Source organism: Actinokineospora sp. HUAS TT18 (assembly GCF_051364635.1).
In the GTDB taxonomy this organism is placed as follows: Bacteria; Actinomycetota; Actinomycetes; order Mycobacteriales; family Pseudonocardiaceae; genus Actinokineospora.
This window is the reverse complement of sequence record NZ_CP195645.1, coordinates 432,186-454,892: the sequence shown is the minus strand read 5'-3', so window position 1 is coordinate 454,892 and position 22,707 is coordinate 432,186. Positions and strand designations below refer to the sequence as shown.

Below are 22,707 nucleotides of genomic sequence, written 5' to 3'. Positions count from 1 at the left end.
ACCGTCTGCCCGATGTCGCCGGGCAGCCGCCTGCCTAGCGTTCCGTCCAGCTGAAACTTCGCGGGACAGGAGCAAGCCATGACGCACCAACAGACAGCGCACACCGCGCCCGTCGAGGCGTGGGACGCGATCGCCGACCGCTACGACAAGCACGTCGCGCCGGGCGAGGCCGACGTGGCCGCCGCCGGGCTCCGGCTGGCGGGACTACGGCCGGGCGACACCTTCCTCGACGTCGCCGCCGGGACCGGCGGCCTGAGCCTCCCGGCCGCCCGGCTCGGCGCCACCGTGCTGGCGACCGACTGGTCCCCGGAGATGATCGACCGGTTCACCGCCCGCGCCGCGGCCGAGGGACTCGACGCCGAGGGCCGGGTGATGGACTGCCACGAACTCGACCTCCCCGACGGCGGCTACGACGTCACCGGCTCCCAGTTCGGCGTCATGCTCGTCCCCGACCAGGCCCAGGCACTGCGCGAGATGGTGCGGGTGACCAAGCCGGGCGGACGCGTGCTCGTCACCGCCTACGGCGACCCCGGCGAATTCGAGGCGCTGCACTTCTTCATCAGCGCGGTGCAGGCGGTGGTCCCCGGATTCGAAGGCCCCGCCGAGGACGAGCCGCTGCTCGAATTCCAGGTCGCCGACCCCGACGTCCTGCGGCAGCGGCTGACCGACGCGGGCCTGACCGCGGTCACCGTCGACACCAGCCACCGGGAACGCGTCGCCGTGCGGACCGGGCGGCAGCTGTGGGACTGGGCCCTCGGCGGCAACCCGGTCCCCGGCGCGCTGGTCGCCGACCTCACCGACCGGCAGCGCGACGACGTCATCGGCGTGCTCGACGGCATGGTCCGCGAACGCTCGGACAGCACCGGCACCGCCGTGCTCACCGCACCGCTGAACATCGGCGTCGGCACGAAACCAGCCCACTCAAAGGAGTGAACACGTTCCGCCAGAGGACGTTTCCGCGTGTGGCGCCGTCGGCTTGGGGCATCCTGCAGAACCAGCCAACGATCCGGAAGGTGAAGCACCGTGAGCGACGAGATCCACATCCTCCCCGCCGAAGGCCAGTCGGCCGAGGAAGTCGCGGAGATCTTCACGAACGCCGCGAGATCCCAGGGCCTGGACGCCGACGCGATCAACGTGGACGGCGACGAGGTGATCGTCCCGGAGGACATCGCCGCGAACCTGCGCACCAACCTGGGCAGCTTTCCGCCGGTGAACCAGCTTTACACGCTTAAGGAGCCGGTGCACCTGTCCGCGACGGACACCACCGGCCCGACGGGAGTGCTCCAGGGCTTCGACGTGATCGTGGGCCACAACGGGTGACAACCCGGATGTTGCCCGGCGCGGGACAGGCGCCGGGCAACATCGTGGTCACCTGGCCACGAGGGTGACATCGACGGGAGCGGCCGGGGCGCAACACCCGCCCGAACTGGCCTCGGCGGGCTCGTCGAACACCCCGGCGCCGCCGCAGACCCCGGTCTCCGGCAGCGTCAGCTCAACCCGCGCCGCACTCTCGTGGTCGCCCGCGATCGCGGCGACGATCGAGCGGACCTGCTCGTAGCCGGTCATCGCGAGGAACGTCGGGGCGCGGCCGTAGCTCTTCATCCCGGCCAGGAACACGCCCGCCTCGGGCTGGGCGAGTTCGGCCACGCCGTGCGGGTAGACAGTGCCGCAGGAGTGGACATTCGGGTCGATCAGCGGGGCCAGCGCGCGCGGGGCCTGCAGTACCGGGTCGAGGTCGAGGCGGATCTCGGAGAGCCAGGTCAGGTCCGGGCGGAAGCCGGTGAGGACGACGACCTCGTCGACCGGGTCGAGCTTGTGCCCATCGAAGGACTCCAGCACCAGCCGGTCGTCGATGCGCTCGACGGCCGCGGTGCGGAACCCGGTGACCGTGCGGACATGCCCGGCCTCGGCCGCCGCCTGCGCGCGCAGCCCCAGGGCACCGCGGGCCGGGAGTTGGTCGGCCTCTCCCCCGCCGAACACCGTGCCAACCGCGCCCCGACGCAGCAGCCACACGATCTCGGTGCCCGGGTTCTCCTCCGCCAGCCCGGCCAAGGTGACCAGCGCGGTCAGCGCGGAGTGGCCGCTGCCCGCGACGGCGATCCGCTTGCCCGCGAACCGGGCACGCACGGCCGGGTCGCCCAGGTTCGGGACGCGGTAGGTGATCCGGTCTGCCGCCGCCTGCTCGCCGAGCGCGGGCAGGCCGTCGCCGCCCAGCGGGTTGGGGGTGGTCCAGGTACCGGAGGCGTCGATGACAGCTTGCGCGCTGATGCGCTCCTCCCCGTCCGCGGTCGCCACGTGCACGGTCAGCGGCTCGGTGTCGCGGCCGGAGTCCACCACCCGGTCCCGGCCCCGGCGGGCCACCCCGACGACCCGGGCGCCGAAGCGGACCCGGTCGCCCAGCGCGGCGGCCAGCGGACGCAGGTACAGCCGCGCCCACTCCTCCCCCGTCGGATAACCGCTGGGGTCCGGCCGCTCCCAGCCCGTGGCCGCCAGCAGCTCGGCGGCGGTCGGGTCGACCAGCTCCGACCACGCGGAGAACAGGCGAACGTGGTTCCACTGCGCCACCGCCGCCCCCGCCGAGTCCCCCGACTCCAGCACCAACGGCGTCAATCCCCTGGCCACGACCTGCGCCGCCGCCGCGAGACCGACCGGTCCAGCTCCCACCACAACCACCGGCAACTCGCTCACCTGAACACTCCTTCATCGACGAAGTTCGATTTAACGAGTTCGACTGTATCGACGCTCACCGATTGACGCAACCATCGATTCTGGTCGATACTTGCGGCATGACGACGACGGCACCGCCCCTGCTCGCTCCCGATCAGGCCTCGACCTACGCGGGCTGGTTCGCCTGCCTGGCCGACCCGACCCGGGTGCGGCTGCTGCACGCGGTGGCCACCTCGACGTCGATCACGGTGGGCGAGTTGGCCGAACGCCTCGGAATCAGCCAGTCGACGTGTTCGCACCACGTGAAGAAGCTGACCGACGTCGGCTTCCTGTTGGTGCGCAAGGAAGGCACCGCCACCTTGCTGACGGTCAACGCCGCGTGCTGCGCGGGCCTGCCACACGCCGCCGACGCGATCATGGGCGCGCTCGCGCCGCGGCCGTGCTGCCCGGAGGACCTGCCTGCCGACGTGTCGGTGCGGGCACTGGAGCAGGCCGACTGGGCCGCGGTGCGCGCCATCTACGCCGAGGGCATCGCCACCGGGGACGCCACCTTCGAGACCGCAGTCCCCTCCCGCACGGAACTGGCCGCGAAGTGGCTGCCCGAACACCGCTGGGTCGCCGAGGTCGACGGCGAGGTCGCGGGCTGGGCCGCCGCCACGGCGGTGTCCAACCGCGAGTGCTACGCCGGTGTCGCTGAGACCTCGGTCTACGTCGGCGAGGCGTTCCGCGGCCGCGGCGTCGGCAAGGCGCTGCTGCACAAGCAGGTGACCGCGGCCGACCAAGGTGGTCTGTGGACATTGCAGACGTCGACCTTCCCGACGAACCGGGCGAGCCTGAACCTGCACCACTCGGCCGGGTTCCGCACGCTGGGCGTCCGCGAACGCATCGCCCAGCAGCACGGACAGTGGCGCGACACCGTCCTTTTGGAACGCCGCCGAACCGACTGACGGCGCCGTCTCAGCGACGCGGCTCCGGTGCGTATGCGGCCTCGAAGAAGGTGATCAGCTCCTCGGCGACGGACTGCGACGCCAGCACCGGGGCGAAGTGCCCGAGGCCGGGGAGTTCCCAGACCTGCGAGTCGGCGACGTGCTGGGCGATGAATCGCACCGAGTCGGTGAAGAAGGTGCCGAGTCGGGTCTGCCTGCCCCGCAGGAGCAGTACCGGCGCGGTGATCAGCGCCAGTTGCTCGGTGTCTGTGGACCGCGGCCCCTCATACGCGGCGTCGTGCTGGATGAACCGGAGCATGGCTGGGATTCCGTGCGCCCACCGGTCGAAGAAGTCCGTCCGTCGCAAGGCGGTGATCTCCTCGTCGTTGCAGATCCACGGGGTGAACTCACGCATCGCCTCGACGAGTTCGCCCGCGGCGGCGGCCGCGCCGACTCGCTCCATGGTGGCGAAGGTCTGGGCGAGGTCGTCCTGGCCCATGACCGGGATCAGCGCGGGCTCGTAGATGGCGACCGCGGCGACGGAGTCACTGTGCGCGGCCGCGCCGAGTACCCACGCGCCGCTGCCCGACCAGCCGGCCAGGTGAGCCGGGGCGCCGATGCTGTCGACGAACGCCGTCACGTCCTCGGTCAGCCGGGGCGGCGAGTGGTCCGGGTTGTCCGCCGACAGGCCGCGGCCGCGGGTGCTCGGCAGGTAGCAGGTGAACCGGTCGGTGAGTTCGGGCAGCAGCGCCGCCCAGGCGAACTCGCCGTCGCCGATCCCGCCGTGGACCAGGACCAGCGGCGGTCCCTGCCCCCGGACTCGTCCGGCGATCTCGGTGCCGTCCGCGGAGACGGCTCGGTGGATGCGTTCCTCGATCATGGTGGCCTCCCGTTCGTTTACCGGGACGCTAGGCAGCGGGGTATCACCCGGGCATCGGTGCGATTGACCAACTCGCGGCCGGATGTCCTACGCGGTTGTGCGTAGCTCACCCGGTGGCCGTCTTGCGGTCGATGGCGTAGCGGGCGGCCTGGGTCCGGGAGGTGACCCCGATCTTGTGGAAGATGTTCGTGAGGTGCCGGGCCACCGTGCGGTCGCTGATGAACAGCGTCTCGCCGATCTCCCGATTGGAGCGGCCGTCGGCCACCAGCGCCAACACCTCACACTCGCGGCGCGTCAGCCCGTCCGGCGAGTTCTCCGGCCGGTACGCGCCCAGCTTGGCGTATGCCGCGTTCGCTTGGGCGGCCTCCGCGCTCGCGGACGCCTCGTCGCCGAGTGCCCGGTACGTCTCGGCGAGGAGGACACAGGCGCGGGCGGCGTCGTACTCCGCACCGAGCTCCCGCCAGCGCCCACAGGCGTCGCGGAGCACCGGGAGGGCTTCCTCGGCGCGGCCCTCGGCCAGCAGCGTCGCGCCGCGCGCGGTCGCCGCCATCGCCCGCAGCCCCGAGGTCGCGAACGTCGACGCCGTCGCCTCAAGCTCGGCGGCGGCGACCGCGGCGTCGCCGACGCGTCCCGCGGCGATCGAGATCTCCACGGCGGCGGCGCACAGCGGAGCCCGGCGCAGCGGGTCGGCGCCAGCGGCCGCCACGGCCACGCGCACCGACGCCGCGGCACCCGCCGAGTCGCCCGCCCGCAGCCGCAGCAGCGCCCGACCGGGCTGCGGGTCACGACCGCGGCCGTGCGCCTCGTCGTAGGCGGCGGTCGCCCCCGGATCGCCCCGCAACCGCCGCGCCTCGGCGACGACATACCAGGCCTCGGCGGCGTAATCGACCCGATTGACGTCAAGGGCGGCGGTCACCCGCAGCGCCGTTCGTTCGGCCTCGTCCCATTCGCCGCGGATTAGGTGCAGCTGGGCCCGGTGCACCGCGCACAGGCCCCCGAACAACACCGCCACGGGATAGGTGGCCAGCCACCGCTCGGTCAGCTCGACCCACCGCGTCATCCGGCCGATGTCCGCGATCTCGTGGCAGGCCGCGATGGTGTGGCAGTAGAGGCTGCCCGTGGTGAACGGGGAGAGCCCACCGTCCAGCACGGCGACCATCGCCTCGTCCAGCAGTCTCAGCCCGTCGACCACGCGACCAGACCGGATCAGGGCGCGACCCTCACCATTGATGCCCAAGGCCACCACATCGGCCTGCCCCGACCGAAGACCCATCTCCTGAACCCGCCGCGCGACGCCGACCGCGTCACCCGACCGCGCCTGGAGTCTCGGCTCCAATTCGGTCAGGAGCACCAGAAACCCGTGCGCGCGACACTCGGGGACACCCTCCAGCAGCCGCCCGGCCTTGCCGATCCAGCCCACGCCCTGCGGCTCGTCACCCCGGCCCAGCAGGAAGAGACCCATGAGGATGGCCGCCCACGCGGCCTCGGCAGGCCGAGCCTCCGCCAGAAACGCCTCGCACGCAGCGGCCTCCAACCGCAGTGTGTCGTCGGCGCGACCGATCCACCACACGGCGTCGGCGTACGCGGCAAGGTCATCGGCGGTGAGTCGCTCGACCGCAACGGCATCGAAGTACGCCGCGGCGCCGGCCCAGTCCTGTGCGCTGTGGGCCAGCCGCGCCCGACTCAGAACGCCCGCCTCGTCCACCACCGTCCCAACCAAACCCGACTTGCCCCACTGTAGAACCGAGGACAGGACACTCGCGACACGCGTTCGCGCGGCCCTTTGGGGCAGAGTTCAGCCCCGATACCTGGCCGCGGCGGTACGGTCGACAAGGGCAGTCCACGGTCTTGCAAGGTGAGGGGACGGTGGGATGGTGTTCGGACTTGGCAAGAAACCGGAGAAGGCCGTGTCCGAGGTTCCCTATCGGATGGTCGAGTCGAGGATTCGGGTCCGTGGAACGGTTGTGACGACCAGCGACCCGTACGTCGGTGAGTCGCGCGCGGTCGAGGACGTGCATGTCGAAGTCGTGCACCGGGGCACCTACGACGGGCCGGGGCGTCGAGTGCGCACCAATGTCGGCACGCAGGACATCAGTGTCCAGGTCACGCCGGACGAGCGGCTCCAGTCCCTCGAGTACAAGTGGACGGGCGCGGGCCCGGCCGTCGTCGCCGCGACGGCGAAACTCGTGGGCTTCATCGTCAGCACCGGCGTAACGCTGCTCAGCGCGGCCAGTGGGGGCGTGCTCGCGGGCCAACAGGACGGCAGCCCCCCGGATCCCCTTGAGGATTGGGCCGTGGCGCACCCGGACGCGGCCGCGCTGCTGGCGCAGAACACATCGCTGGCCAAGCAAGCCGCTGAGAAACTGGTGGAGCTTCGCTGCCAGCTGCTCACGGCGGGCAGCACGGCCCAGAGTCGCGACCTGGTGGCGCGGAGCCGCGCGGTCGAGGCGGCGGTCGAGGCCGCTCGCGCGGAGGTCGCGCGACTCACCGCCCTCCGCACGGCTTGGCTGGCCGCGCAGCGCACGTCGCACTCGTCGGAGTTGGAGTGCGTCGTCGCGCTGGACCAGCTCCCGCTCCGGGCCCCGGATTCACCGCTGTCGGCCGTCCCGACACCGCCGACCGCGGGCAGCCCCGGCCACCAGCTCTGGACCGACTTCGGGGTGCTGCTCGAAGTGGTCGACCCCAAGCGGGTCGACGACGCGAAGGCACAGCACACACCAGCGATGGGCGGCGCGGAACAGGAGTCCCGTATGGTGCGATGGCGCGCCCCCCGGCCGGTGGAACTCTGGGTGTGGCGGCGAACCCCGAGCGGCAGTGTCGTCCTGGTGACCCGCACACCCATCCAGATCGCCGACAAGCGGTGCGACACCCGGGCCATGGAACTGCACGCGTCCTCCTTCGGCGAGCACGGCGGCGCGTGGACGTTCAACGACGACGGCTCGCCCGCTTCGATCAAGGTCAACGACAAGTCGAAAGCCGCCGCGCTGGCCAACGCCCTGTCGGCCGCACCCGACGCGCTGGTCGGCGGGGTCAAGCAGGCGAAGGAGCTGACCGACACGTTCGCCGCGATCCAGGACGCCCCCGCCGAGCGACGCAAGGCCGCCGCCGAGCGTGACCTCGCCGCCGCCAAGGCGCGGGTGGAGCTGCTCGGCGTCAACGCCACAGCCGACGACGTCGCGGCACTCGCGCGGGCCGAGCACGCGGTCAAACTGCGGACCGCCTCCCGCGCGGTCTCGCCCGCGGCCGACGCGCTCGACGACCTGAAGCTGGAGCTCGAGCAGCTCACCACCCAGAACGGCATCGCGACGCAGCGCCAGTCCGCGATGCTGGCAGGCGAGTTGGCCGACATCAGGGCCGAGGTCGCCCGCCTCGAGCAGGAGGTGCTCATCGCCAAGGCGAAGTGGGACATCGAGCATCCCGGCGATCCCGAGGACTGACGATGGCAGGCGACACGCCGCGGCCCGGCGTCCTGTCTGGCCAGTCAGAAGATCCGCGAGCATTCCTCAACCGCGTGCTCGACCCCGCCTCGGGCGAGCTGCGCCTGCCGAGGACGGGCCGCGTCTGGGACGCCGTGGCGACCGCCCACCTGCTCGGTGCCACCGGGGAAGGCCGCTGCGTGGCGGTGATCGACGCGGGCTTCGACCTCTCCATCCCGACGCTGAACACCAACCTGCACCCGGCCTCCCGAGTCCGCGCCGAGACCCTTCGAGCCGCAAAGTGGCATGGCACCGCCACAGCGCTGCTCATCAGAGCGGTCGCCCCGAACGCGCGGCTGCTGTTGCTCGACATCTACTCCCCCGGCTCGCTGCGCGCGGGTGACGTGGGCGCGGCGATCCAGACAGCCCACCAAAGCGGCGCGCAAGTGATCAATCTGAGCCTGGAGTTCCCCACGGACTGCCCACTGCGGGACACGGCGTGGGTCGACGTCGACGTCCTCACGACCCCGGCACCGCCGCTGGAGCGGTACCTCGCGCAGGTGGGAGCTTGGATCACCTACGCGGAACCGTACGCCGAGCTGCGCTGCCGCAAATACTGCGAACTCTGTACCGCCCTTGCCGCGGTCCCCGACTCCACGCTGGTGGTCGCCGCCTCGGGGAATCTCACTAACCCGGCCTGCCCGGCATGCGTGGACCGAGTGGTGGGCGTTGGCTTCCACCGCAGCAACCGAGTGGAACGCGATGGCGTCGTGTTCACGACGTCGGAACTCCCGCTCACCGAAGCGGACATCGGACGGTCGGAACTGCTCATGGAGGAACCGCCGGGTTTCCTCGGCACAAGCTTCGCGGCCCCGCTTCTCAGCGGACTGGGCGCGCTGGTGCCGTCGCCGTCCGAACTCGCGGACCTCGTCCGGGTCGCCAAGGCGATGGCACCGATTCTGCTCCTGGCTGACGCCCAATGGAGAACACCCGCCGACGCCGTGCCGGGCACGCTCCATCAAGGACTCCTGCGAATCGCGGAAGCCATTCCCCCCGCGCACCGCCACTTCGACCAGGAACAGGTGGACACGCCGTGCATCGGATGCGCGCTCCTCCTGATCGACTGGTACGACGTCTTCGTCGCCATGCTCGTCGCGTCCGGAGTGCCGCACAAAGCCCTGGGACTGGCCCGCATCGCCTCGATCCTCGCACCGACCTCGCCCAGCACGGCCGGAAACCACGGCCTCGCCGCCGAACGCGCCGCGACCGCCGAGGTCGACCCCGCGCAGCGAGAGGCGTTGTATGACGAGGCGCTGTCTGCCTACGAGCGCACCTGCCGCCTCGCCCCGGGCGTCTCCACCTACGCGGCCGCCCACGCTCGAGTACGCGACGCTGTCCACGCCGGGCAGGGAAGAGCCCGCGGATGAACCGCGGGCTCTTCCCCGACCTCAGCTCGCGGCCTTCACCGCGTTGATCAGCACCACGCACGGGTGGGTGCCCGAGCGGATCTGGCTGTTCACGACCAGCGAGACCTCGACGTCACCCGGGAACTTGCCGTGGCAGGTGTTCACCGAGCGCCCCCAGTCGCCGGAGTAGCCGCCGCCGTGGGCGTACATGCCCGCGGGTTGGCCGTAGTCGCGCCAGCCGAGCCACAGCGAGTCCATCCACTGGCGCACCGTCGGCGAGACGATGGTGCCGTGCCGCAGGTAGGCCTGCCAGCGGACCATGTCCACCGCGGACATGTGCAGGCCGCGGTAGCTGGGGCACCGCTGGAAGGCGCTGCCCGACAACTCGAACAGATTTCCGCCGTACTCGGGGTGGTACAGGTTGTATCCGTGCGTCGCCGTTTCCGCGTTGGCCGCGAGACAGGTGACCCAGGAGATGCCCGCGGGGGCGAACAGCTTCTCGTTGACGTAGTTGATCGTCCACGGCGGGCTGGTCGGCCCGATCCAGTCCGGCAGGCCCCGCTCCGGCTCGGTCAGGCGCCACAGCCGCGGAATCACGACGCGCGCGACGGCGTAGTTCAGGTTCTCGTAGTTGTAGAAGTCCGGGTCGTAGTCCATGGACGGCGCGATGGGCTTGGAGATCGTGTGCTTGATGCCGTCCCAGTCGGGGGTCATCTTCGGCCGCTCGTCGGGGTTGTTGTCCCACAGCTGCCCGACCCCGGAGAGGTGCCCGAGCATGTGCCGGATCGTCACGTTCTGCCAGGACGGATGCGCGGTCGAGCGCATGTCCGGCGGCAGGTACTCCCAGATCCTGGTGTCGGGCGTGAGCCCGGCGGCCTCAGCGAGCTTGAGCGTCGCGGCCGCGACGACGTTCTTGGTGGCGCTGAAGATCTCCATCCGGGTGTACGGCGTGAAGGCGATGTTCTTGTCGACCCGCGCCTTCCCGCCCGCCCCGGTCCGCACCAACTGCCCGCCCTCACTCACGGCGAACGCGTAGCCCACGGTGTTCCCGTTGCCCAGAACCGCGTGCAGCCCCTCGGCGACCTTCGCGGTGTCCACGTCCACCGCCGGGTACTCGGCCCCCGCCGACCCGGCCCCCACCACCGTGACCGCCGCGACCACGGCAGCGACCATGCTGGTCCTTCTCATCCCTGTCTCCCCCTCATCCCGCCCCAGCGGCGATGGGACAACTCTCGCGCCCCACCCAGCCCCCACGCGTGAGGGAAGATCCCTCAATCCCGGAGGAGGGATCTGGGGGTATCACTCGCAGCCGGTTCCCCCCTTCCCTCGGCACACAGGCCGAGGCCGCCGCACGGTGGCAAGCAGGTCATCGCTTGGGTGGGTGGAGGCCCAGTCGGCGTAGTTCTCGGGTGGCTAGCCCGGCGACGGTGGCGGGGTCGCCCGTGCGCCAGCCCTCCCCCACCGGGCCCGCCGACGCCAGTCGGGAGAGGGGTTGTGTCATCAGGGCTCGGAGGGCGAGCAGGTCCTGCCCGGCCGGGCCCTGATCACGCAGTCGGACCGCCGCGTCCGCCTCGCGTACGTATCGCACGCGGCGGGGTAGCCAGACGATGAGTAGGAGGGTGGCGGGGACGGCGATCAGGGCCACGGTCAGCCAGAACGCCAGGCTCTCGACGGCTTCGATCTGCCACTGGCCCGCCTCGCTGAGTCGGGCGCCGCCCGCCGAGCCGGTGTGGAGTGCGTCGGCGAGCTGGCGGCCGACCAGGGGGACGTCGTCGGCGTTGTCTGCGGCGGAGTCGAAGGTGCCGCGGAGGCCGTTGCCCGCGTCGACCAGGCCCTGACCGGGGGCGCGCAGGCGCAGGACCTGTTCGCGGACTTCGGTGGCTAGCCAGACGGCGGCCAACAGGATCACCAGGGCGACCAGGTCGGCGCCGAGCTGGCGCGCGCGGCGGATGGGGTGGTCGGCGTAGAGCTTCATGGGGGCTCCTCGGACCGTGGGCAGGTAGGTGGGAGGTACCCGGACCGAAGACGATCACCCGTCCGCTACTCGACCACGCCGCACCGAGCCCAGTGTTCGGTGAAGTTGCTGGCGCTCACCTCCAGCGGATCCGGGTTGGAGAGCCGCTGGTTGCCGATCCCCGGGGACAGCATGATCATCTGCTCCGGGCGCTGGATGGAGAGCCGCGCGTCGCCCCCGCCGTAGATCTTGGCCATCGCGGTGCGGAACCGGGCGTCGGAATGGCTCATGTACTGAGTCAGGGTTTCGGTGGTGCCGTCGATGTAAGTGAGGCGTTCGGAGACAAAGTAGGCGAAGGGCTGGAGGTACTGAGTTCCGCCGCCGGTGGGGTGGGTCCAAAATCCCGAGAAGTTGTTGCCGTTGTCGAGGTCGGACACGGTCAGGGACCAGTTGTAGCGGTCCGCGTAGTGCACGTCGAGGTAGTAGCGGTGACCCGCGACGTAGGGCACGCCGACCTCGACCATGCCCTCGGTGTCCCATGACCCGCCGACGAACTCGATGAAGCCGCCCGAGTCGACCGTTCCGGTGTACTGGCTGACGAAGACGCCCGCCTGCACGAGCACGCTGTCGTTGGACACACCAACCCACTGCGTCATGCTTTCCTGCGTGCAGCCTGACAGGTAGTAACTCGGCGCGGTGATCGAGCTGTGCGCGCCGGAGTACGTCTCACCCGACGCGGCGGTCGCGCGGTAGCCGCTGTAGTTGAGGTTGTGGATCGCGGCGCGCACGCCTGGTTTGACGCACGGCGGCTTCGGGGTGGAGCGGGTGAGCCCGCGGGCCATCGTGTCCCAGTCGGCCCTGCTCAGCCCGTCCGACGCCGCGGCTCCGGCGACCGGCCGAGCGGGCAGCCCGACCTTCGCCAGCCGAGCGGCGGACGCGGTCGCCGGGTCGAACGCCTGGCCCGGCACGACTTGGTCCACCAGCAGGCCGTTGGGCATCCGGAAGGAATGGTGCCGGTCCCCGTCGGCGTCCGTGGTGACGCCGAGGGTCTCGGCGCACATCCTCGCCGGGGCGCCCGAGGAGTGGGTGCCCGCGTGGACTGGCGTGCTGGCCATCCCGACCAACAGGGCGGTGACCGCCGGAATTACGGCAAGACGGAATTGACGCTTCACGTGTCCCCCAAGGTTCTGTCGCGTGTACAGATGCGTGATCGCGCTGGGCAATCATACGGTTAACGCACACGACGGGCGGAGACGTGTCGCGGAACGGCTCGCCTTGGCCGCGGCGCTCCGGGAAGGATCAGTCCAGGCCGCGCACGATGGTGGGTTCGTCGTCGTCCTCGCGCTGCCACGGGATGGTGTGCTCGTTGAGCTGTTCGCCCTGCGGGAAGTCGTCCACGTCGCTCCTCAAGTCGTTGGGATACCTCATCTTCTGGTGATCACGATTACTCCACTCCGCACCTGTCGGCCTCGAGGGCCACTTGAGCCGGGCTAGCGTGCGGCAACCTCGCCGCCATCTCCTGGTTGCCAGTCCGTCGGTTCGATGGGCAGCCACAGCTCGCAGGTCGCGGTGCTGAAGTCGTCCGCCCGGTCGAGGATCGCGACGATCGCGGGGCCCGGCCGCAGGCGCCACGGGTTGGAGGGGAACCATTCGGTCGCGGTGGCGGCCCAGGTGGTCTGCAGGGCCTGCGGGTGGGGTCCGGGGCTGCGGAACACCGCCCACTTTCCTGACCGTACCTCGATGGCGTCGAGGTCGTCCGGCGTCGGCGTGTCCTGGGAGACCGCGACCCCGTGCAGGTAGGTCAGTTCGCTGCCCTCGGTGGCGTCGGGGTCGACGTCGTGGGTGACTTGCAGCAGGCCCAGGGGTTCTGTGTCGCTGAGGGCTTTGAGCCGGACGTGTTCCTCCTGCGGCAGCGCGGTGATGTGCTGCTGGATGTGCGGGTTGATTCCGTGGTGGATGAGCGGAACCCGGGCCGCGTGGCCGACGAGCCGGAACGCGGGGCGGTCGATGACGCGGGTGTCCATGGGGGTGGTCCCTTCGACGGTCAGGCGGAACCTGAGCTGCGGTTGCGAGCGAAGGGGGCCACCGGCCCGGCGAACATCGCTGGGGCCCGCACCGTGGACGGCCCGGAACGCGCGCCCGAACGCCTCGGTCGAGCCGTAGCCGTGCCGGACGGCGATGCTCAGCAGATCGTCCTCGCCGCGGACGACGTCGGCGGCGGCGACGGTCATGCGGCGCCTGCGCACGTACTCCGACAGCGGCATGCCCGCCAGCGACGAGAACATCCGGCGCAGGTGGTACTCGGTCGTGCCGAGTTCCTTCGCCAGCCCGCTGACGTCGAGTTCGTCGGCGAGCCGCGCCTCGACGAGGTCGACGAGCCGGTTGAGTGCCGAGATCATGTGGCCTCCCTTCGACGTCAACCTTGGCGGAACACGCCCCAGCCGCGCCCGATCGCCGCGGTCCGATCCGATCAGGCGTGTCCGCCGGTTGAGTCCAGGTCAGCCCTTTCCGAGCTTCGTCGGGTCGATCTCGACCCGTTCGCCCTTGCCGCGCAGGTACAGCCAGTTGATCAGCCACAGCACGATCCCCACGCCGATCAGCCCGAGCGCGAGGTAGTAGTCGCTCGCCGGCCTGCCCGACAGCACCGGGACCGCGAGGTAGCCGCACAGCACGGCGGCCACGATCGGGGCCCACGTCGGGGCCCGGAAGTGCTTGTGCTCCACAGGTTCCCGGCGCAGGACCAGCACGGCGGCGTTGACCACGGTGAAGACGATCAGGAGCAGCAGGGCGGTGGTGCCGCCCAGTTTGCTCACGCCGTCGGCACCGGCGGAGGCGACGAGCACGGCGGCGATGCCGGTGGTCACCAGGATCGCCACCCACGGCGTGCGGCGCAGCGGGTGCACGGTGCCGAACGCCCTGGGCAGGATTCGCTCGTTCGCCATGCCGTAGAGCAGTCGGCTGGCCATCAGCATGTTGATCAGGGCCGAGTTGACCACCGCGAACAGGCCGATGAACGCGAACACGCGCAGGGGGAAGCCTGGCGCGCCGACGGTGAGGACGTTGAGCAGCGCGTTGGACTTGGCGGCGGCGAGATCGTTGGCCGGGATCAGCAGCGACGAGGTGAGCGCCACCAGGATGTAGATCAGCGCCGCGGCGCCGAGGCCGTAGAGCAGCGCCTTGGGGAAGATGCGCGCGGGTTCCCGGCACTCCTCGGCCATGTTCACCGAGTCCTCGAAGCCCACCATGGCGAAGAACGCGAGCGACGTGGCCGCCGTGACGGCCAGCAGCGCGTTCTGGTCGGCGGTGTTGAACTCGGTGAGCCGGGCGGGCTCGCCGTTGCCCTGCAGCACCGCCCACACGCCGACCCCGATGATGATCAGCAGGCCGGACAGCTCGATGCAGGTGAGCACCACGTTCGCCTTGACCGACTCGGACACCCCGATGAGGTTGATCGCGGCCAGCATGAGGACGAAGACCACCGCGACGATCGCGATGACCGGCGCCGAAACCTTGATGTTGAACGACGCGGGCAGATAGGTGGCGCCGAAGGCCCTGGCGGCGGCCGAGGCCGACGTGATGCCGGAGCACATCACGGTGAAGGCGACGAGGAAGGTCAGGAACGGGACCTTGAACGCACGGTTCGTATACAGCGCGGCACCGGCGGCCTTCGGATACTTGCCGACCAGTTCCAGGTAGCTGAACGCGGTCAGGAAGGCCACGATGAACGCCACCAGGAACGGCAGCCAGAGCGCTCCGCCGACCCGGCCGGCCACGCTGCCGGTGAGCGCGTAGATGCCCGTGCCGAGGACGTCGCCGATCACGAAGAAGAACAGCAGCTTGGGCCCGATGGCCCGCTTGAGCTCGGGTTGAGCCTGCGCGGGCTCCGGCGCCGCGGTCTCAGTCGCCATGGAAACAGTGTGCCGGATCACACCGACATCGGCCATTTCGAAAAGTTGCCCGTTCGCCGGGAATGTGCTGCCCGCGCCGCCGTAATACCTCCGTAAGGAACTCGCGGCACGCACCCGCCGTCGTAGCGGCAACGACGAGCGAGGAGGCGACATGGCGCATCCGCATCCCTATGGCAGGCCGGAAACGCAGTACGGCAACGGGTTCACCCCGCCGCAGAAGAAGACCGGCCAGGTGATCGCGGCCGTCGCGGGGGTCCTCACCGTGGTCGGCCTCGGCTTCACCGGATTCGTGGCGCCCGGCTTCCTGGTGAGCGAACCCGCCACAGAGCCGCCCACAACCTCCACCAAGCCTCGCACTCCCGGTCCGGAGGAGGTCCTGCGGAACGTGGCGGACGGATTGGACGCCCGCGACACGACTGTCCTCTTGGACTTGACGTGCGAGCTGCGGCGGCCCGCCGTGGACACCGTCATCGACAACGCCGCGGAAGTTCAAGAAGCCACCTTGGTCGGCAAGCCGAAGATCACCGGGAACAAAGCCGTCGGGACCCTGTCGCTCATCACGAACGCGCGCCGTACACAGGTCGAGGTGATCGTCACTCGCGACGACGACACTTGGTGCTGGAGCGACACGCGGTCCACCGAGCGCACCCGGCCGAGCCCGACCTCCACCACGGCGCGCACTCCGACCGCGGGCGGGCAGCCGGTCGCGCCGGAAGCGTTGGCCGCCATGCAGAAGTTCCTCGACAGCGTCAACGCGGGCGACGCCACCACCGCGAAGACCTTGCTGTGCTCAGACGCCATCGCCAGCCCGCAGAAGGTCGATGAACTGGTCGGTTACCAACCTCGGCTGCGGATCGACGCGGCCATGGACGGCAAGAGCTCGGGCAGCCGGTCCGTCCAGCTCTACCTCACCGGCACCGCGAAGGGCCAGCGCGTCCAGGGCTACGCCGCCAACCTCTGGGTGACCAACTACGGCGCCACCTGGTGCGTCCACGCCTTCCGCGTCGTGGTCGTGTGAGCCGAAGCTATGGCCGCGCGTACTGCTGGCTGTGTCCCTTGACCATCAAGGTGTTGAGGGTCGAGAACCGCAGGCTGATCAGACTCAGCGTCGGACCCATGAGCGTCAGCGCGTTGGGATCGGAGGCGAGCAGTCCCTCCGGGCTGGAGTAGTGGTGGTGTCCGCCGAGCAGATGGCCGACCTCGTGCGCCATGATCTTGCCGGTGCCGTCGGTGACCGGGATCGGCAGCAGCGGCGTGCCGATGCCGTGCACCTCGCCCACGGCGAAGGCGCGGTCGGGGTAGCGCACTCCCCCGATGCAGTCGGCCAGGCCCGCCACGTTGTTTCCGGTGACGCCCGCGGCGGTGATGTCCTTTGTGGTCATCGTGTAGACGACGTCGATGCCCGCGGGCCGGGAGCCGCCGTAGAAGTCCTTGGCCTGTTGGTTGAGTCCGGCCGCGTCCACCCCGGTGAAGGACACCGGCTGGTAGGAGTCGGCGATGGTGACGCCGATGGGCTCATAGGCCCGGCGCATGGCGGTGACGGCGGTCTGCGCCTCACTCTGGGGAGCGCCGTCGAGCAGGACCCGCAGGTCGAGGCGGACCGGGGTGGAGTCAAGGGAAAGCACGTGGGGAACCAGCTGGGTGCAGGACAGTAGCCCGCCGTCGATGTCGGGCAGCACGACCGGGTCGGCGGCGGCTGGACCGGGGAACGTGGTGATGGCTGAGACAGTCGTGACGGCGGCGATGAGGGTCAGTCGTCGGAACACGCGCGCACCTCCGATGTCGGCAGGCGGGGGTCACCCACCATGGAGACCAACGACGCGGGCACGCGGAGGTGACACCCCGGGTCAGAGGACCGGAACCGGGAACAGCCTGCTCGGCACCGCTAGTCCGTCGGAGTGACTCCCCGATCGCGGCGTGAACGGCTGGTTAACGTAGGTTTGCGTCGTCGTGTGTCGTCGGGGAGGAGTGCTCGGTGGATGTGTCTGTGCTGGTCGCCGTGGTGGTGGTGACCGCGCTGATCTTCGACTTCACGAACGGTTTCCACGACACGGCCAACGCGATGGCCACGTCGATCGCGACCGGGGCGCTGCGGCCAAGAGTGGCGGTGGCGCTGGCCGCGGTGTTGAACCTGGTGGGCGCGTTCCTGTCGGTCGAGGTCGCGAAGACGATCTCGGGCGGCTTGGTCGACGAGGCGGCGATCACACCCGCGGTGGTGTTCGGCGGCCTGGTCGGGGCCATCGTGTGGAACCTGCTGACCTGGTACGTCGGCCTGCCGTCGAGCTCGTCGCACGCGCTGTTCGGCGGGCTCATCGGGGCGACCTGGGTCGCCGCGGGCAGTGACGCGGTGCGCTTCGCCAAGCTGCTGGAGAAGGTGCTGGTCCCGGCCGTGGCGGCGCCGCTCATCGCGGGGCTCGCGGGCATGATCGCGACCTATCTGGCCTTCCGCATCACCCGGCGGGCCACCGCCAGCCGCACGCCGCGCGGGTTCCGGATCGGCCAGATCGCCTCGGCGTCGCTGCTGTCGCTGGCCCACGGCACCAACGACGCCCAGAAGACGATGGGCATCATCACCCTCACCCTGATCAGCGCGGGCAGCCTGCCCAAAGACGCGGGCCCGCCCGCCTGGGTCATCATCAGCGCGGGCGTCGCCATCGCCCTGGGCACCTACCTGGGCGGGTGGCGCATCATCCGCACCCTCGGCCGCGGCATCACCGACATCGGCGCGCCGCAGGGCTTCGCCGCCCAGGCCAGCGCCACCGCGGTCATCCTGACCTCGTCGCACCTGGGCATCGCGCTGTCGACCACGCACGTGTGCTCCGGCGGCATCCTCGGCGCCGGGCTGGGCACCCCGCAGGCCAAGGTGCAGTGGCGGACCGCGGGCCGCATGGTGCTGGCCTGGGTGATCACGCTGCCCGCGGCGGGCCTCGCGGGCGCGCTGGCGGGCCTGGTCGCCGAGTCCGGCACGTTCGGCACGGTCGTCGTCGCCGTCGCGGGCCTGGTGTTCGGCGTTGGCATCTACCTGCGCTCCCGCCGTGACGCCGTCGGCGCGCACAACGTCAACGACATCCCGGTCGAACCGATCCCCGCCGAGACCAAGGGCTGACGATGCACATCAACTGGGCACTGCTGGCCGAGGTCCTCATCGCGGCCCTGATCACCGGCGTCGGCACCGTGGTCCTTTTCGCCTTGGGCGTGCGCGGCTGGTCCAACCACGCCGACGCGCGCGGCGAGGGCCGCTCCGACGTCCTCGGTGTCGCCACCGCGGTGGTGAGCTTCACCCTCTGCGCGGCCGTCGTCGCCTTCGGCCTCTGGATCATCGTCGCCGGGTGATGCCGCCACGGGCGCTGAGGATCCTGATGGGGCGGATGAACAACCGGTAGAACGGTCGCACCACCCGGCCGGGGACCAGGCCGTGTCGCTCCTCCGCCCAGACCCTCGCCCTCGGATGGCTTCTGAGCAGGGGGCCTTCGGTGTTCGCCGGAGCGGTGGCCAGCGGCTCGATCCGGGACAGGTGCTTGACGCTGATGTAGCCGTACTGGCCGGGACTGACCAGGCGGACCGGCGCCCCGTGGTCGCTGTCGAGCGGGCGGCCGCCGAGGTTCAGCGCGATGAGCACGTCGTCGGCCATGGCGTCGTCGATCGTCACCACGGACTCCCAGCCGTCGAGTCCGCGACACCTCACGTGGGTGATCGTCGTTCCTGGCGGAAGCGCGGGTTCGATGACAGCGCGGTAGAGCGTCGCGAACGAGACGCCCTCCCACCGCAGGTCGGTCGCCGTCCAGCCCGCCACACAGTGGAAGTCGGCCGTGATCTCCGTCCGCGGGAGGGCCGCGAGCGCGGCGAGCGGCAGGTCGAACTCCTCGGTCACCGCGCCGCGCAGCTCGATCACCGGGTCGTCGGGAACGACCGGGGCGGGCCGGGACAGGTGGGAGCCGAAACGCGGGAACCCTTCGATCCGTCGTTGTCCTGGCGGAAGTCTTCCCATTGAGCCAGCCCCCTTCGTCGCACCACTTCGTAGCAACCATACCAAACAGTATGGAATGGCGGTTCAGGTCGCATGAGCAAGGGCGCTGGCTGTTTGTCGGCCGACGATCGCCGGGGCCTCGTGGATGAGTGTGTCGTCGGCGAGGGCGGTCACCATGAACAGCGCGAAGTCCACGCGGCGGGTCAGGTTGCTCGCCAGGATCGGGTCGCCGACGTGGCGGCTCCACACCGGCAGGCCCTGGCTCTCACCTTCTTCGAGGTCGCTCCCCCGCACCACGGTCCACCGCCGGTCGCTGGCGAAGATCCGCCTGCACGCCTCCACCTGGTCATCGATCTCGACGGCGCGCACGGCGCGGGCCAGCCAGGTGACGAGCCGGACGGTCGCCTTGAACCTCCAGGAGTACTGGTCCAAGCCGTCGCGGGTGATGTGCCAGCCGCAGGAGAACACCAGGCGCGCGTCGGCGTCGGCGCAGTCGAGCACCGCCTGCGCCGTGCCCGACGAGTACTGCCGCACACCCCAGGGAGCGAGCACGGTGAGGACGCCGTCGCAGCCTGCGACCGCCTGCTGGATCACCTCCGGGTCGTTCGTGGGTCCGGGAGCGATCGTGATCCGATCCGCGAACTCGGCGAGCTTCGGGACGCTGCGCTCGCGACACACCCCGACAACCTCGTAGCCGCGGTCCAGCGCGTGTTTGACCATGTACCGCCCGAGCTTCCCCGAGGCGCCGACGACGCACACCTTCCGCATCCGACCCATCCTTCCGTCGTACTTACTATGTAAGTCACGCTACACTTACTAAGTAAGTCCGACAAGGAGGAAGCACCCATGGCCGCCAAGCGAACGCCGCTCAGCCGCGAGCGCGTGGTCACCGCCGCGGTGGCGCTGGCCGACGAGAAGGGCGCGGCCGGGATCACGATGCGGGCGATCGCGGGCAAGCTGGGCGTCGAGGCGATGTCGCTCTACAACCACGTGGCGGGCCGGGACGACATCCTCGACGGGATGGTCGACGCGGTGTTCGACAAGATCGCCCTCCCGACGTCGACGGCGGACTGGAAGCAGGCCATGCGCGACCGCGCCGCCTCCGCGCGTGCGGCGCTGCGACGCCACCCCTGGGCCGTCGGCCTGATGGACTCCCGCGGCAAGCCCGGCCCCGCGACCCTGCGCCACCACGACGCCGTCCTCGGCGCCCTGCGAGCCGGGGGCTTCTCCGTGGCCATGGCCGCGCACGCCTTCTCCGTGATCGACAGCTACCTCTACGGGTTCGTCCTCCAGGAGCTGAGCCTGCCGTTCGCGAACCGTGCCGAGTTCGACGAGATCGCGGGCGACATCGCGCGCGACCTGCCCGCCGACACCCACCCGCACCTCGCGGAACTCGTCTCCCACGCTCTCCAACCGGGGTACGACTACGCCGACGAGTTCGACTTCGGCCTCACCCTCATCCTCGACGCATTACGGCCGGACGAGGTCTCGGCTGTGCCATGATCGGTCTGTGGGGGACACCTTTGACGTCGCGCCGAAGGCCGTCGCGCTGCTCGGTGACCTCGTGCAGCGCCAGTACGCGGGCATCGCCGCGCATCTGAAGGCGCTGGAGCACAACCAGGTCGACGACCTGGGCCAGGGCCTCTTTCTCGAGTTGTCCGGCCACCTGGACAACCTGCGCTTCCACGCGCAGGGCAACACCCGGCGCGCGCTCACTCTCGCGGGCTCGTCGGCGGTCGAGCTGACCAGAGCCGCCAAGTTCTACAGCGACACCGACCGCGACGAGGCCGACCGGTTGGACAAGACGTATCCGCGGGTCCCGACGTATCCACGCGACGTCGCGGCGAGCGAACTGCCGCCCGGGGTCGCGTCGAGCGGCTTCGCCGACGTGGTCGAGACGCGGTACTACAACGGCCCGGGCGAGACGAGCCTGGAGAACGAGGTGATCCGCGACAAGTGGCCGATGGGGCTGGAGGACAAGCTCGCCAAGTGGTTCGAGGCGGGCGACCTCGGCTCGGTGGCCGCGACGGCGGACAAGATCGCGGAGCGGATTCTCGGCTGGAGCCCGCTGGACCGCATCACCGAGGTCTACAGCGGCGACTGGAACGCCATCTACCGGGAGAGCGTCGTCATCGCCGACACCGGCACCGCCTTCGACGGCATCACCAAGAACGTCCAGCGCGGCCGCTACGCGATCCAGCACGCCTGGGACGGCAACGCGGCGGCGGCCGCCGAGCGGTGGCTCGACGAGTTCGCGCTGGGGTGCGCGGAGCACGCGAAGTACTGCCACGACGTCGCCAGGAAGGTGTCGCTGCTCGCCGAGTCCGCCTTCCACCTGTACCAGACGATCGGCGTCCTGCTGGAGACGCTGATCGACGCCATCGTCGCGCTGCTCACCGCGATGAAGGGCAAGCCGGTGCTCAAGTTCATCGGCACGATCGCCGACGTCGCCACCGGCGGCGCGGCGAAGTTCATCGGCTCGATCATCGGCGTGGCGAACGAGATCCAGTCCGCGATCGACCAGCTGTGGGCCCTCGCCCACGGTTTCGCCGCCGTCGTACAGGCCGCACGGGCCCAGGGCGACGGTGTGCACGCGATCTGGCCGTGGTCCTACTTCGACCACCCGGCGGCGCGATGACGAACCCGTTCGCGACCACCGAGGGCGCGCAGGCGCAGCGCAACCTGTTCCGCGCATTGGCCACGGCGGACGATGGCGCGATGGCCGACTTCGCGAAGGAGGTCGTCGCAGGCCGCCTCACCCCGCGCGACCTGCTGACCCGCGACTGGGCGGTGGAGTCGACAATGGACGACACCCTCGCCGAGATCGACCGGTTCCACCGGCTGCCGGAGACCGAGCAGGCCGCGCTTGTCGCCGAGGGACCCGCGTTCCTCGACGAGTACATCACCGGGTTGGCGAACGCGGACGTCGAGCCGCCGCGCCCCGAGGACGATGACGAACAAGGACCGGTACTCCGAGACGCGTGGTAGTGCTTGCGGCAAACCGCCAACACGACCGACCCTCGGTCTGTACGTTTGCCACATGAATGTCACACCCCTCGCGCTCGCCGTCGTCTCCGCCGCCTGTTTGCTGGCTGGGTGCGACAGCGAGACCGATCCGTCGTCATCCTCCGGTGGGACCACGGCTCCCGCCGCGCCCAAGGGCCTCGACGGCAAGGACCTCTGCTCGCTGGTGACCGACAAGACGCTGGCGATCGCGCAGCTGAAGTCCACGGACGGCGTGCGCAAGGAATGGGTGGCGTCCCCGGCGTGCGTGTTCGGGGAGAAGAAGGACACCAGGGTGATCGTCATGGCCAGCTACTCCGGCGGCCTGCCGATCAAGACCGACGACAAGCACTACCGCGAGATCGACGGCGTGCCCACCGAGAACGAGTACGACACCAAGACCACCTGCCAGATCACGTTCGATGTCGGCACCACTCAGGCCACGGTGGTGGTCGAGGCACTGTGGGGGCAGGAGAAGTCGTACAAAGCGTGTGACATCGGCATCCCGGCGATGAAGGACGTACTCGAAACCGCGAAGAAGCCAGACCCGGTCGGGTGATCCACCCGGTGCCGGGTGGTG

23 protein-coding genes are annotated in these 22,707 nt (G+C 70.3%); 12 read left to right on the top strand and 11 right to left on the bottom strand.

Features of this window, described 5'->3' with window-relative positions:
- Positions 1-78 precede the first annotated feature (78 nt).
- Together ACSHT8_RS02135 and ACSHT8_RS02130 are read left to right on the top strand one after the other, a co-directional pair.
- Positions 79-933, top strand: coding sequence for a class I SAM-dependent methyltransferase (locus ACSHT8_RS02135; RefSeq protein ID WP_436497151.1), 855 nt, complete (start codon positions 79-81; stop codon positions 931-933).
- A gap of 90 nt (positions 934-1,023) precedes the next feature.
- Complete coding sequence (locus ACSHT8_RS02130) at positions 1,024-1,320, top strand: hypothetical protein (protein ID WP_436497149.1); 297 nt, start codon at positions 1,024-1,026, stop codon at positions 1,318-1,320.
- Between the two features lie 48 nt (positions 1,321-1,368).
- Here the strand turns inward: ACSHT8_RS02130 and ACSHT8_RS02125 are convergent, their stop codons facing one another.
- Positions 1,369-2,688 carry an NAD(P)-binding domain-containing protein gene (locus ACSHT8_RS02125; protein ID WP_436497148.1) on the bottom strand — a complete coding sequence of 440 codons (1,320 nt, stop codon included), beginning with the start codon at positions 2,686-2,688 and terminating at the stop codon, positions 1,369-1,371.
- Positions 2,689-2,786: 98 nt separating this feature from the next.
- Here ACSHT8_RS02125 and ACSHT8_RS02120 point away from each other — a divergent pair, with 98 nt between their 5' ends.
- Positions 2,787-3,614, top strand: a complete 828-nt coding sequence (locus ACSHT8_RS02120; protein ID WP_436497146.1) for a metalloregulator ArsR/SmtB family transcription factor — start codon at positions 2,787-2,789, stop codon at positions 3,612-3,614.
- Between the two features lie 10 nt (positions 3,615-3,624).
- Here ACSHT8_RS02120 and ACSHT8_RS02115 read toward each other — a convergent pair whose 3' ends face one another.
- Positions 3,625-4,473: an alpha/beta fold hydrolase gene (locus ACSHT8_RS02115; protein WP_436497144.1), complete on the bottom strand. Its 849-nt coding sequence runs from the start codon at positions 4,471-4,473 to the stop codon at positions 3,625-3,627.
- A 106-nt stretch (positions 4,474-4,579) separates the two neighbouring features.
- The gene (locus tag ACSHT8_RS02110; RefSeq protein ID WP_436497142.1) at positions 4,580-6,181 is read right to left on the bottom strand and encodes a helix-turn-helix transcriptional regulator; all 1,602 of its coding nucleotides are present in this window, start codon (positions 6,179-6,181) and stop codon (positions 4,580-4,582) included.
- A gap of 163 nt (positions 6,182-6,344) precedes the next feature.
- Between ACSHT8_RS02110 and ACSHT8_RS02105 the strand changes: the two genes are divergently transcribed.
- Positions 6,345-7,910: a hypothetical protein gene (locus ACSHT8_RS02105; protein ID WP_436497140.1), complete on the top strand. Its 1,566-nt coding sequence runs from the start codon at positions 6,345-6,347 to the stop codon at positions 7,908-7,910.
- Between the two features lie 2 nt (positions 7,911-7,912).
- Complete coding sequence (locus tag ACSHT8_RS02100; RefSeq protein WP_436497138.1) at positions 7,913-9,316, top strand: S8 family serine peptidase; 1,404 nt, start codon at positions 7,913-7,915, stop codon at positions 9,314-9,316.
- 21 nt (positions 9,317-9,337) lie between these two features.
- On the opposite strand, the gene ACSHT8_RS02095 is transcribed toward ACSHT8_RS02100, so the two are convergent.
- From ACSHT8_RS02095 to ACSHT8_RS02075, 5 genes are all read right to left on the bottom strand, one after another.
- Entirely contained in the window at positions 9,338-10,483 is a 1,146-nt protein-coding gene (locus ACSHT8_RS02095) for a serine hydrolase domain-containing protein (RefSeq protein ID WP_436497136.1), read from the bottom strand.
- 178 nt (positions 10,484-10,661) lie between these two features.
- A complete protein-coding gene (locus tag ACSHT8_RS02090; RefSeq protein WP_436497134.1) occupies positions 10,662-11,270 on the bottom strand; it encodes a hypothetical protein in 609 nt (202 codons plus the stop codon).
- Positions 11,271-11,335: 65 nt separating this feature from the next.
- A complete protein-coding gene (locus tag ACSHT8_RS02085; protein WP_436497132.1) occupies positions 11,336-12,421 on the bottom strand; it encodes a hypothetical protein in 1,086 nt (361 codons plus the stop codon).
- A gap of 318 nt (positions 12,422-12,739) precedes the next feature.
- The gene (locus tag ACSHT8_RS02080; RefSeq protein WP_436497131.1) at positions 12,740-13,648 is read right to left on the bottom strand and encodes an AraC family transcriptional regulator; all 909 of its coding nucleotides are present in this window, start codon (positions 13,646-13,648) and stop codon (positions 12,740-12,742) included.
- A 99-nt stretch (positions 13,649-13,747) separates the two neighbouring features.
- Entirely contained in the window at positions 13,748-15,157 is a 1,410-nt protein-coding gene (locus ACSHT8_RS02075) for an APC family permease (RefSeq protein ID WP_436497129.1), read from the bottom strand.
- A gap of 151 nt (positions 15,158-15,308) precedes the next feature.
- Here ACSHT8_RS02075 and ACSHT8_RS02070 point away from each other — a divergent pair, with 151 nt between their 5' ends.
- Positions 15,309-16,175, top strand: coding sequence for a hypothetical protein (locus ACSHT8_RS02070; RefSeq protein WP_436497127.1), 867 nt, complete (start codon positions 15,309-15,311; stop codon positions 16,173-16,175).
- Between the two features lie 7 nt (positions 16,176-16,182).
- Here ACSHT8_RS02070 and ACSHT8_RS02065 read toward each other — a convergent pair whose 3' ends face one another.
- Complete coding sequence (locus ACSHT8_RS02065) at positions 16,183-16,923, bottom strand: zinc-dependent metalloprotease family protein (protein WP_436497125.1); 741 nt, start codon at positions 16,921-16,923, stop codon at positions 16,183-16,185.
- 209 nt (positions 16,924-17,132) lie between these two features.
- Here ACSHT8_RS02065 and ACSHT8_RS02060 point away from each other — a divergent pair, with 209 nt between their 5' ends.
- Together ACSHT8_RS02060 and ACSHT8_RS02055 are read left to right on the top strand one after the other, a co-directional pair.
- Positions 17,133-18,263: an anion permease gene (locus tag ACSHT8_RS02060; RefSeq protein ID WP_436497123.1), complete on the top strand. Its 1,131-nt coding sequence runs from the start codon at positions 17,133-17,135 to the stop codon at positions 18,261-18,263.
- 2 nt (positions 18,264-18,265) lie between these two features.
- Positions 18,266-18,490 carry a hypothetical protein gene (locus ACSHT8_RS02055; RefSeq protein WP_436497121.1) on the top strand — a complete coding sequence of 75 codons (225 nt, stop codon included), beginning with the start codon at positions 18,266-18,268 and terminating at the stop codon, positions 18,488-18,490.
- Here the strand turns inward: ACSHT8_RS02055 and ACSHT8_RS02050 are convergent.
- Both ACSHT8_RS02050 and ACSHT8_RS02045 read right to left on the bottom strand, forming a co-directional pair.
- Positions 18,474-19,145 (bottom strand): molybdopterin-dependent oxidoreductase, encoded by a 672-nt coding sequence (locus ACSHT8_RS02050; protein WP_436497119.1) that lies wholly within the window; start codon positions 19,143-19,145, stop codon positions 18,474-18,476. The two genes, ACSHT8_RS02055 and ACSHT8_RS02050, sit on opposite strands and share 17 nt — an antisense overlap.
- Positions 19,146-19,208: 63 nt before the next feature.
- The gene (locus tag ACSHT8_RS02045) at positions 19,209-19,892 is read right to left on the bottom strand and encodes an NAD(P)-dependent oxidoreductase (protein WP_436497117.1); all 684 of its coding nucleotides are present in this window, start codon (positions 19,890-19,892) and stop codon (positions 19,209-19,211) included.
- Positions 19,893-19,970: 78 nt separating this feature from the next.
- Here ACSHT8_RS02045 and ACSHT8_RS02040 point away from each other — a divergent pair, with 78 nt between their 5' ends.
- The 4 genes from ACSHT8_RS02040 to ACSHT8_RS02025 are packed head-to-tail and all read left to right on the top strand — an operon-like array spanning position 19,971 to position 22,686.
- Positions 19,971-20,627: a TetR/AcrR family transcriptional regulator C-terminal domain-containing protein gene (locus ACSHT8_RS02040; RefSeq protein ID WP_436497116.1), complete on the top strand. Its 657-nt coding sequence runs from the start codon at positions 19,971-19,973 to the stop codon at positions 20,625-20,627.
- A 7-nt stretch (positions 20,628-20,634) separates the two neighbouring features.
- Positions 20,635-21,762: a hypothetical protein gene (locus ACSHT8_RS02035; RefSeq protein ID WP_436497114.1), complete on the top strand. Its 1,128-nt coding sequence runs from the start codon at positions 20,635-20,637 to the stop codon at positions 21,760-21,762.
- Positions 21,759-22,112 (top strand): hypothetical protein, encoded by a 354-nt coding sequence (locus ACSHT8_RS02030; RefSeq protein WP_436497112.1) that lies wholly within the window; start codon positions 21,759-21,761, stop codon positions 22,110-22,112. Before ACSHT8_RS02035 ends, ACSHT8_RS02030 begins: the two co-directional genes overlap by 4 nt.
- Positions 22,113-22,164: 52 nt before the next feature.
- The gene (locus ACSHT8_RS02025) at positions 22,165-22,686 is read left to right on the top strand and encodes a DUF3558 family protein (RefSeq protein WP_436497110.1); all 522 of its coding nucleotides are present in this window, start codon (positions 22,165-22,167) and stop codon (positions 22,684-22,686) included.
- The last annotated feature ends 21 nt before the right edge of the window (positions 22,687-22,707 follow it).